The sequence below is a fragment of the Bradyrhizobium guangdongense genome, from assembly GCF_006483445.1.
In the GTDB taxonomy this organism is placed as follows: domain Bacteria; phylum Pseudomonadota; class Alphaproteobacteria; order Rhizobiales; family Xanthobacteraceae; genus Bradyrhizobium; species Bradyrhizobium guangdongense_A.
Window position 1 is genome coordinate 1 of the sequence record NZ_PPPT01000184.1, and the last position, 9,496, is coordinate 9,496.

The 9,496-nt window shown below is 64.0% G+C and carries 7 protein-coding genes; 6 read left to right on the top strand and 1 reads right to left on the bottom strand.

Features of this window, described 5'->3' with window-relative positions; translation table 11 throughout:
* Window positions 1-178 (bottom strand): cytidylyltransferase domain-containing protein (locus C2U70_RS25515; RefSeq protein ID WP_186294465.1); only part of this gene is annotated, 178 nt, incomplete at its 3' end.
* Between the two features lie 197 nt (window positions 179-375).
* On the opposite strand from C2U70_RS25515, the gene C2U70_RS25520 reads away from it, so the two are divergent.
* The 6 genes from C2U70_RS25520 to C2U70_RS25545 all read left to right on the top strand — a co-directional run bounded on the left by C2U70_RS25520 (window position 376) and on the right by C2U70_RS25545 (window position 8,903).
* A complete protein-coding gene (locus C2U70_RS25520) occupies window positions 376-927 on the top strand; it encodes a c-type cytochrome (protein WP_140981391.1) in 552 nt (183 codons plus the stop codon).
* 249 nt (window positions 928-1,176) lie between these two features.
* Window positions 1,177-3,078: an extracellular solute-binding protein gene (locus tag C2U70_RS25525; protein ID WP_140981392.1), complete on the top strand. Its 1,902-nt coding sequence runs from the start codon at window positions 1,177-1,179 to the stop codon at window positions 3,076-3,078.
* 14 nt (window positions 3,079-3,092) lie between these two features.
* Window positions 3,093-4,967: an extracellular solute-binding protein gene (locus C2U70_RS25530; protein WP_140981393.1), complete on the top strand. Its 1,875-nt coding sequence runs from the start codon at window positions 3,093-3,095 to the stop codon at window positions 4,965-4,967.
* A gap of 3 nt (window positions 4,968-4,970) precedes the next feature.
* Window positions 4,971-6,080: a microcin C ABC transporter permease YejB gene (locus C2U70_RS25535; RefSeq protein WP_140981394.1), complete on the top strand. Its 1,110-nt coding sequence runs from the start codon at window positions 4,971-4,973 to the stop codon at window positions 6,078-6,080.
* A complete protein-coding gene (locus tag C2U70_RS25540; RefSeq protein WP_140981395.1) occupies window positions 6,080-7,258 on the top strand; it encodes an ABC transporter permease in 1,179 nt (392 codons plus the stop codon). The genes C2U70_RS25535 and C2U70_RS25540 overlap by 1 nt, the downstream gene beginning before the upstream one ends.
* 7 nt (window positions 7,259-7,265) lie before the next feature.
* A complete protein-coding gene (locus tag C2U70_RS25545) occupies window positions 7,266-8,903 on the top strand; it encodes an ABC transporter ATP-binding protein (protein WP_140981396.1) in 1,638 nt (545 codons plus the stop codon).
* Window positions 8,904-9,496 lie beyond the last annotated feature (593 nt).

Here is a 9,496-nt window from a genome sequence, read left to right on the forward strand (position 1 = left end):
CGTCGGCGATCTCCTGCGTGTCGGTCGCGACCGCGACCCGGCCTATCCCGGCTGATTCCGCCCGGCGCAAAACGTGCACGATCATCGGCTGCCCCGCGATATCGGCGAGCGGCTTGCCGGGCAGGCGGGTCGCCGCCATGCGGGCCGGAATCAGCACCAGAATGCGGGGATCGGACATCCGGTCGGGGACCCTGGAAATGGGGCGCGGAACGCGCCGGAATTGGGTGGGGATGGGGTAAAAGCGGGCCCGCTTATACGGGTTGCCAGACCCCGGGCAAACCGATATCTCATCGCTGCTCGGGGGAGGGGTGGAACGTCCGATTCCCCTTGGAGCGTCTGTCCTGTTTCTTCCTGCGGCGTGGGGCCTGATCCGAAATGGACTCCTTCGAACTCAACAAGATTCTCGGTGCCGTGCTCGGTACCTGCCTTTTCCTCCTGGTGACGAGCTTCACCGCACACGCGCTGTTCTCCCCGAAGCCGCTCGAGAAGCCCGGGTTTGAGATCGCCGTGAAGGAAGCGGCTGGCCATGGCGCCGAAGGCGCCGCCGCTGCGGCCTCAGAGCCGATCGAAAAGCTGCTCCAGACCGCCTCCGTCGAGAAGGGCGCTTCCGCCGCCAAGAAGTGCGGCGCCTGCCACACCTTCGAAAAGGGCGGCCCCAACCGCGTCGGCCCGAACCTCTATGGCGTCGTCGGCGAGCCGCGTGGCGAAGGCCGCGGCGGCTTCAACTTCTCGGCTGCGATGAAGGGCAAGGGCGGCACCTGGACCATCGACGACCTCAACAAGTTCATCGCCAACCCGAAGGGTTTCATCCCGGGCACCGCGATGGGCTTTGCCGGCATCCAGAAGGACTCCGAGCGCGCCGACGTGATCGCCTATCTGAACTCGCTGTCGGATAGCCCGAAGCCGCTGCCGACCGCGGCCAAGTAACCGTAGTCACGTAAGACGCCCGGCGTCTTCAGACGATTTTCACGGCCAGGCCCGCAACGCCTGGCCGTTTTCGTATCTGCAAGTCCTTGTCTGGAAGCATCGCAGTGTTGTTATCGGGGCGTTTGGCCGCATCCGGCCACCCCGGCAGGCTTCCAAGATGAGGAAAAAGCAACATAATCGGTCGAAACCTTGCCGTATATTGGGGCCTTAAAGGGATAAGGTCCCCTTACCCAAGACAGGGATGTTCATTTGGCAATTACCCGACGCGATCTCCTGCTCGCCAGCGCCGCGGCCGCTGCGCTTCCGGCCCTCGGCTCCGCCGCGGGCATTCCGCTGATCGGTGCGGCGCAGGCGCAAGCCGCAGGCGAGCCGCAATGGCGGCACGCGCTGTCGCTGTTCGGCAAGGTCAAATATCCCGCCGACTTCAAGCGCTTCGACTACGTCAATCCGGAAGCGCCGAAGGGCGGCCTCGTCCGCCAGATCACCATCGGCACCTTCGACAATTTCAACATCGTCGTGGCCTATGTGAAGGGCAACATCGCCGGCGCCGTGGGCTTCATCTACGAGAGCCTGATGACGCCCGCGCAGGATGAGGTCTCGACCGAATATGGCGCGCTGGCGGAAGCCGTCAGCCATCCCGACGACTTCTCGTATGTGATCTATCGCCTGCGCGCGGACGCCAAATGGCATGACGGCAAGCCGGTGACCGCCGAGGACGTGATCTTCTCGCTCGACGCGTTCAAGAAGCATCACCCGATGTACTCGGCCTATTACAGCCATGTGGTGAAGGCCGAGAAGGTCGGCGAGCGCGACGTGAAGTTCGTGTTCGACGCGCCCGGCAATCGCGAGCTGCCGCAGATCGTGGGCCAGCTCAACGTGCTGCCCAAGCACTGGTGGGAGGGCACCGATGCGCAGGGCCGCAAGCGCGACATCTCCACCACGACGCTCGAGGTGCCGCTCGGGTCCGGCCCCTACAAGGTCAAGGACTTCGTCGCCGGACGCTCGATCACGCTGGAGCGCGTCAAGGACTATTGGGGCCGCGACCTCGCGACCAATGTCGGCCGCAACAATTTCGACGAGCTGCGCTACGAATATTTCCGCGACGCCACCGTCGCGATCGAGGCCTTCAAGGCCGACCAGGTCGACTGGCGCACCGAGAACAGCGCCAAGAACTGGGCCACGGCGTACGACTTCCCGGCGGTGACCGAGAAGCGCGTGATCCTGGAGGAGTTCGCCAACCGCAGCTCCGGCGTCATGCAGGCCTTCACGCCGAACCTGCGTCGCGCAAAATTCAGCGATCCGCGCGTGCGCCGTGCGCTCAACTTCGCCTTCGACTTCGAGGAGATGAACAAGCAGATCTTCTACGGCCAGTACAAGCGCATCGTCAGCTATTTCGACGGCATCGACGAACTGATGGCGACCGGACTGCCGCAAGGCAAGGAGCTCGAGATCCTCGAGACCGTCCGCGCCGAAGTTCCGCCCGAGGTCTTCACGACCCCATACACCAATCCGGTCGGCGGCAGCGCGGAAGCGACGCGTGACAATCTTCGCGAGGCGCTGCGCCTGTTCAAGGAGGCCGGCTACGAGGTGCGTGACCGCAAGCTGGTCGACGTCAAGACCGGCACGCAGTTCTCGCTGGAGCTGTTGAACCAGGATCCGAGCTTCGAGCGGGTCACGCTGTTCTACAAGCCGAACCTGGAGCGGCTCGGCATCGCGGTCAACGTGCGGACGGTCGATCCAACCCAATACGAGAACCGAACCCGCGAGTGGGATTTCGACATCATCACCAATTCCTGGGGTGAATCGCAGTCGCCGGGCAACGAGCAGCGCGAATTCTGGTCGTCCAAGACAGCCGACATCGCCGGCTCGCGCAATGTTGCCGGCATCAAGAATCCCGCGATCGACAAGCTGATCGAGCGCCTGATCTACGCCAGGGATCGCGACGATCTGGTCGCCGCAACCAAGGCGCTGGATCGCGTGCTGCTGTGGAACCATTACGTCGTTCCGCAGTGGAATTATCCCAAGGTGCGTACCGCGCGCTGGGATCGTTTCGGCCGGCCGGCGGAGCTGCCGAAATACGGCCAGTCCGGTTTCCCCTTCATCTGGTGGTACGACGCAGACAAGGCGGCGAAGATCGCGAAGAAGTCGTGAAGGACATGTCCCGCATGACGCAGCTCTCACGCCGCCATGTGCTCGCCCTCGGCGCCGGCGGCGCGTTCGGCGCGCTGCGCGTGCGCGGCGCGCAGGCGTCGGAGGCGGGGATCGCGTCGCACGGCATCTCGGCGTTCGGCGATCTCAAATATCCCGCCGACTTCAGCCAGTTCGACTATGTCAATGTGAATGCGCCCAAGGGCGGCGCCTTCTCGCTGATCCCGTCGGTGCGCGCCTACAACCAGTCCTACCAGACCTTCAACTCGCTCAACGCCTACATCATGAAAGGCGACGGCGCGCAGGGCATGGACATGACCTTCGTGCCCCTGATGGTGCGGGCGAGCGACGAGCCCGACGCAATGTACGGGCTCGCGGCGAAGTCGGTGCTGATCTCGCCGGACAAGCTCACCTATCGCTTCACCATGCGCCCCGAGGCCAGGTTCCACGACGGCAGCAGGCTCACCGCGCATGATGCGGCGTTTTCGCTGACGGCGCTGAAGGAGAAGGGTCACCCGCTGATCGTCGTGCAGTTGCGCGACATGGTGAAGGCGGAGGCATCGGACGATGCGACGCTGATCGTCACCTTCGCCAAGGGGCGTGCGCGCGACGTGCCGCTCTATGTCGCGAGCCTGCCGATCTTCTCAAAGGCCTATTATTCCGCGCGCCCCTTCGAGGAATCGACGCTCGACATTCCGCTCGGCTCCGGCCCCTACAAGGTCGGGAAGTTCGAGGTCAACCGCTACATCGAATATGAGCGCGTGAAGGACTGGTGGGCGGCCGATCTGCCGGTCTGTCGCGGCAGCTATAATTTCGACGTCGTGCGTTACGAGTTCTATCGCGACCGCGACGTCGCCTTCGAGGGCTTTACCGGCAAGAACTATCTCTATCGCGAGGAGTTCACCTCCCGCATCTGGGCGACGCGCTACGATTTTTCCGCCGTCAAGGACGGCCGCGTCAAGATCGAGGTCACGCCGGACGAGACGCCTTCGGGCGCGCAAGGCTGGTTCATCAACACGCGGCGCGACAAGTTCAAGGATCCGCGCGTGCGCGAGGCCCTGACCAACGCGTTCGACTTCGAGTGGACCAACAAGACCATCATGTACGGCGCCTATGCGCGCACGGTGTCGCCGTTCCAGAACTCTGATCTGATGGCCGCCGACGCGCCGCCGTCGCCGGAGGAGCTGAGGCTGCTGGAGCCGTTTCGCGGTCAGGTCCCCGACGAAGTGTTTTCCGCGCCGTTCTCGCCGCCGGTGTCCGACGGCTCCGGACAGGACCGCAACCTGCTGCGCAAGGCGCAGCAATTGCTCAACGACGCCGGCGTGCCGATCAAGGACGGCAAGCGGATTTTGCCGAACGGCGAGGTCTTCAGGATCGAGTTTCTCCTGGACGAGCCCTCGTTCCAGCCGCACCACGCGCCCTACGTCAAGAATTTGGGCACGCTCGGCATCGAGGCCAGCATCCGTCTCGTCGATGCCGTGCAATACAAGGCGCGCCAGGAAGATTTCGACTTCGACATGACGATCCAGCGTTTCTCGATGTCCGCGACGCCGGGCGATGCCATGCGCGCATTCTTCTCGTCGCAGGTGGCGGCGACCAAGGGCTCGTACAATCTCGCAGGGATCGCGAGCCCGGCGATCGACGCGATGATCGAAAAGATCCTCGCCGTCGACAGCCGTGAGGAGCTCACCATCGCCTGCCGCGCCTTCGACCGCCTGTTCCGCGCCGGCCGCTATTGGGTGCCGCAATGGTACAACAAGACGCATCGGCTGGCCTATTGGGATCAGTTCGGCCACCCGGCCAAACTGCCGCGCTATGCCAACGGCGTCGGCGCGCCCGAGATCTGGTGGTTCGACGCGGCCAAGGCCGCGAAACTCGAGCAGGCGAAGTAGACCATGAGCGCCTATATCGCCCGCCGTCTGCTGCTGATGATCCCGACCCTGCTCGGCATCCTCTTCGTGTCCTTCGTGGTCGTGCAGTTCGCGCCGGGCGGCCCGGTCGAGCGTGTGATCGCGCAGCTCTCGGGCGCCGACACCGGCGGCACCTCGCGCATATCGGGCGGCAGCGATTTTGCGCAGCGCGCGCCGGGGCAGGTCGGCGCCGGCGCGGACGCGATCAACTCGAAGTATCGCGGCGCGCAGGGCCTCGATCCTGACTTCATCAAGAAGCTGGAAAAACAGTTTGGCTTCGACAAGCCGGCGCCGGAACGTTTCTTCCTGATGGTCTGGAATTTCGCCCGCTTCGATTTCGGCAAGAGCTACTTTCGCGACGTCAGCGTGATCCAGCTCATCAGGGAGAAGCTGCCGGTCTCGATCTCGCTCGGGATCTGGCTGACGTTCCTGACCTACCTGATCTCGATTCCGCTCGGGATCCGAAAGGCGGTGAGGGACGGGTCGCGTTTCGACACATGGACGTCGAGCGTGCTGGTGCTCGGCTATGCGATTCCCGGTTTCCTGTTCGCGATCCTGCTGATCATCCTGTTTGCCGGCGGGTCCTTCTTCAACTGGTTCCCGCTGCGCGGGCTGACGTCGGACGGCTGGTCGCAATTTCCCTGGTACTGGAAGATCATCGACTACTTCTGGCACCTGACGCTGCCGCTGATCGCGATGGGGCTCGGCGCGTTCACCACCATGGCGTTCCTGACCAAGAACTCGTTCCTGGACGAGATCCGCAAGCAATACGTGATGACCGCGCGCGCAAAAGGCTGCAGCGAGAACCAGGTACTTTATGGTCACGTCTTCCGCAACGCGATGCTGATCGTCATCGCGGGCTTTCCCAGCACCTTCATCCATGCGTTCTTCTCCGGCTCGCTCCTGATCGAGACGATCTTCTCGCTCGACGGGCTCGGCCTGCTCTCTTTCGAGAGCGTGCTCAACCGCGACTACCCCGTGGTGTTCGGAACGCTCTACATCTTCTCGCTGGTCGGCCTCGTCGTGAACCTGATCTCCGACCTGACCTATATGTGGATCGATCCGCGGATCGATTTCGAGGCGCGGGAGGTCTGATGTCCGTCACCGCGCCGACCCCGATCGAGACCACGACCAAGTCGCCGCTCGGTACCGCCGTGCCGATCACGCGCAAGCCGTTCGTGCCCTCGCCGCTGAACCGGCGGCGCTGGGAGAATTTCAAGGCGAACCGTCGCGGCTACTGGTCGCTCTGGATCTTCATGGTCCTGTTCGTGGTGTCGCTGTTCGCCGAGCTGATCGCCAACGACCGGCCGTTCCTGATCAAATATGACGGTCATCTCTACTGGCCGGCCTTCGTCACCTATTCCGAGACGACGTTTGGCGGCGATTTCGAGACCGCGGCGGATTACCGCGATCCCTACCTGCAGAAGCTGATCAGGGAGAAGGGCGGCAGCGTCGTCTGGCCGCTGATCCGCTACTCCTACAACACCCACAATCTCGATCTGCCGACGCCGGCGCCGTCGCCGCCGACCTGGATGCTGACGGAGGCGCAGTGCAAGCCCGTCGTCGAGAAGAAGGGCCTGAAAAGCTGCCGCGACCTCGAATACAACTGGCTCGGGACCGATGATCAGGGCCGCGATGTGGTGGCGCGGCTGATCTACGGCTTCCGCATCTCGGTTCTGTTCGGGCTCTGTCTCACCATCGTGTCCTCGGTCATCGGCATCGCGGCCGGTGCGGTGCAGGGTTATTTCGGCGGCTGGATCGATCTCACGTTCCAGCGCTTCATCGAGATCTGGACCGCGATTCCATCGCTCTATTTGCTGCTGATCCTGTCCTCGGTGCTGGTGCCCGGATTCTTCGTCCTGCTCGGCATCCTCCTGCTGTTCTCCTGGGTGTCGCTGGTCGGCCTGGTGCGCGCCGAATTCCTGCGCGGGCGCAACTTCGAATACATCCAGGCGGCCCGCGCGCTCGGCGTCTCGAACCCCGTCATCATGTTCCGCCATTTGCTGCCCAACGCGATGGTCGCGACCATGACGTTCCTGCCCTTCATTGTCTCGTCCTCGGTGATGACGCTGACGGCGCTGGATTTCCTCGGCTTCGGCCTGCCGCCGGGCTCGCCGTCGCTCGGCGAATTGCTGTCGCAGGCCAAATCCAACGTCCAGGCCCCCTGGCTCGGTTTCTCCGGCTTCTTCTCGGTCGCGATCATGCTGTCGCTGCTGATCTTCATCGGAGAGGCCGTGCGCGACGCCTTCGATCCGCGCAAGACATTCAGGTGAGCCCTTGATGGACGCAATCAACCAGCCCCTGCTCAGCGTGCGCGATCTCTCGGTGGCCTTCCACCAGGGCGGCAACACCACGCTCGCGGTCGACAAGGTCTCGTTCCAGATCAAGCGCGGCGAATGCGTTGCGCTGGTCGGCGAGTCCGGGTCCGGCAAGTCGGTCAGCGCGCTGTCGATCATGAAATTGCTGCCCTATCCGAGCGCCTCGCATCCGTCCGGCAGCATCCGCTTCAAGGGGCAGGAGATCCTGGGCCTGTCGGAGCAGGAGATGCGCGGCATTCGCGGCAGCGACATCTCGATCATCTTCCAGGAGCCGATGACCTCGCTCAATCCGCTGCATACGATCGAGGCGCAGATCGGCGAGATCATCCAGCTCCACAACCCCACCAGCAACGCGCTGGCGCGCAAGCGCACCTTGGAGCTGTTGACCCAGGTCGGCATTCCCGATCCAGAGACCCGGCTGTCGAGCTATCCGCACCAATTGTCCGGCGGCCAGCGCCAGCGCGTCATGATCGCGATGGCGCTTGCCAACGAGCCCGACCTGCTGATCGCGGACGAGCCGACCACCGCGCTCGACGTCACCGTGCAGGCGCAGATTCTGGCGCTGCTCGCCGGCATCCGCGCCCGGCTCGGCATGAGCCTGCTGTTCATTACCCACGACCTCGGCATCGTGCGCCGCATCGCCGACACCGTCTGCGTGATGAAAGCCGGCGAGATCGTCGAGCAGGGTCCGGTCGAGCAGGTCTTCACCACGCCAAAGCATCCCTATACCCGCGCGCTGCTCGCCGCCGAGCCGAAGCCGGACCCCGCGCCGCCGCAGCCGCAGGCGCCGGTCGTGATGTCGACCAATGACCTCAAGGTCTGGTTTCCGATCAAGCGCGGGCTGATGCGCAAGACGGTCGGCCACATCAAGGCCGTCGACGGCGTCACCATGGCCGTGCGCAAGGGCGAGACGCTCGGTGTGGTCGGCGAGTCAGGCTCGGGCAAGACCACGCTGGGGCTGGCGCTGTTGCGGCTGATCTCGTCCGACGGCCGCATCGTCTTCTTGGGCAAAGACATCCAGGGCCTGCGCTTCAAGGAGATGCGCCCCTTCCGCCGCGACATGCAGATCGTGTTCCAGGATCCGTTCGGCTCGCTCTCGCCGCGCATGTCGGTGGCCGACATCATCGAGGAAGGCCTCGGCGTGCATCAGCCGAAGCTTTCGCCCGAGGAGCGCGAGGCGCGCGTCGTCAAGGCGCTGGAGGATGTCGGGCTCGATCCGGAGACGCGCTTCCGCTACCCGCACGAATTCTCCGGCGGCCAGCGCCAGCGTATCTCGATCGCGCGCGCCGTGGTCTTGGAGCCCGATTTCGTCGTGCTGGACGAGCCGACCAGCGCGCTCGACATGCTGTTCCAGGCCCAGATGGTCGATCTCCTGCGCGACCTCCAGCGCAAGCGCGACCTCACCTACATGTTCATCTCGCACGATCTGCGCGTCGTCGCCTCGCTCGCCAGCCATCTCATCGTGATGCGCGGCGGCAAGGTGGTCGAGGAGGGCCAGGCCGCCGAGCTCTTCAAGAACCCGAAGACCGACTACACCCGCGCGCTGTTCGCCGCAGCGTTCCGGCTGGAGACGGCAGGCAACGGCTCGGTCGCGACTTAGTCTTGTAGGGTGGGTTAGCCTCGTGGCCGCGCGAAGCGCGGTCCGCGAGGCGTAACCCACCGCTTCTGCGTCCGCGGAAACGAAAGAGGTGGGTTACGCCCCGCGACTTGCGCGTTGCGCAGTCGCGCGGCTAACCCACCCTACGAATTACGAGCTCTCCCGTCAGGGTCCCCGATGCGCTTGCGGTGTACAAAGAAATCCAACACGGCCGGTAAGCCAGAGTTCCACTGGAAACTCGCAGTTCGGATCGCGCCCCTTTCGAAGGGGATCGTCGCTACGTTCGTCTCGGTTATCCTCGATCTGCCCGCAGCGCGGGCATTCTCGTTCATTCCACCGCAGCATTGACGTTCTCTTTCTTGAGCTACCTTCCTGTCTCCAGCTCAACTGTGGCGAAAAATCGTGCGGGAAAGGCCTCAAAACGTAGGGAACGTCCACTCCCTTCGGCCGCAGCTCGTAGGGTGGGTTAGCCTCGTGGCCGCGCGAAGCGCGGGCCGCGAGGCGTAACCCACCGCTTCTGTCTCCGCGGAAACCAAAGAGGTGGGTTACGCCCCGCGACTTGCGCGTTGCGCAGTCGCGCGGCTAACCCACCCTAC